The sequence below is a fragment of the Cellulomonas sp. GbtcB1 genome (assembly GCF_019091725.1).
Classification (GTDB): Bacteria; Actinomycetota; Actinomycetes; order Actinomycetales; family Cellulomonadaceae; genus Cellulomonas.
The window spans coordinates 1-322 of record NZ_JAGXJG010000173.1 but is presented as its reverse complement, the minus strand read 5'-3'; the positions used below and the strand labels follow the sequence as shown (position 1 = coordinate 322).

Below are 322 nucleotides of genomic sequence, written 5' to 3'. Positions count from 1 at the left end.
GGACTTGCGCGCCTGCTCGCTGCGGCGCGGCTGACCGCCCTCGGGGCCCGCGGCGTCCCAGTTGGCCTCCCCGGCGTACTGCACGGCGTAGGGGCCCTTGCCCACGTCGGCGTACGCCGCCTCCATGCTCGGCAGCACGTTCTGCACGCGGCCGAGGTCGACGTTGCCGGCCATCGAGACCTGCGCCTGCCGGGACACGTAGTGCTCGACGAGCACGCCGACCTCGAGCACGGCGAGCTGGGTCTTGCCGGGCGCCTGGCGCCCGACCATCGACCGCTCGACCGACTCGCGGGGAGCCAGGAGCTCGGCCTCGGTGATGATC

1 pseudogene is annotated in these 322 nt (G+C 73.9%); it reads right to left on the bottom strand.

The window, feature by feature from the left end:
* Window positions 1-322, bottom strand: a pseudogene (locus KVT14_RS20180) (ribonuclease E/G); the annotation flags it as partial.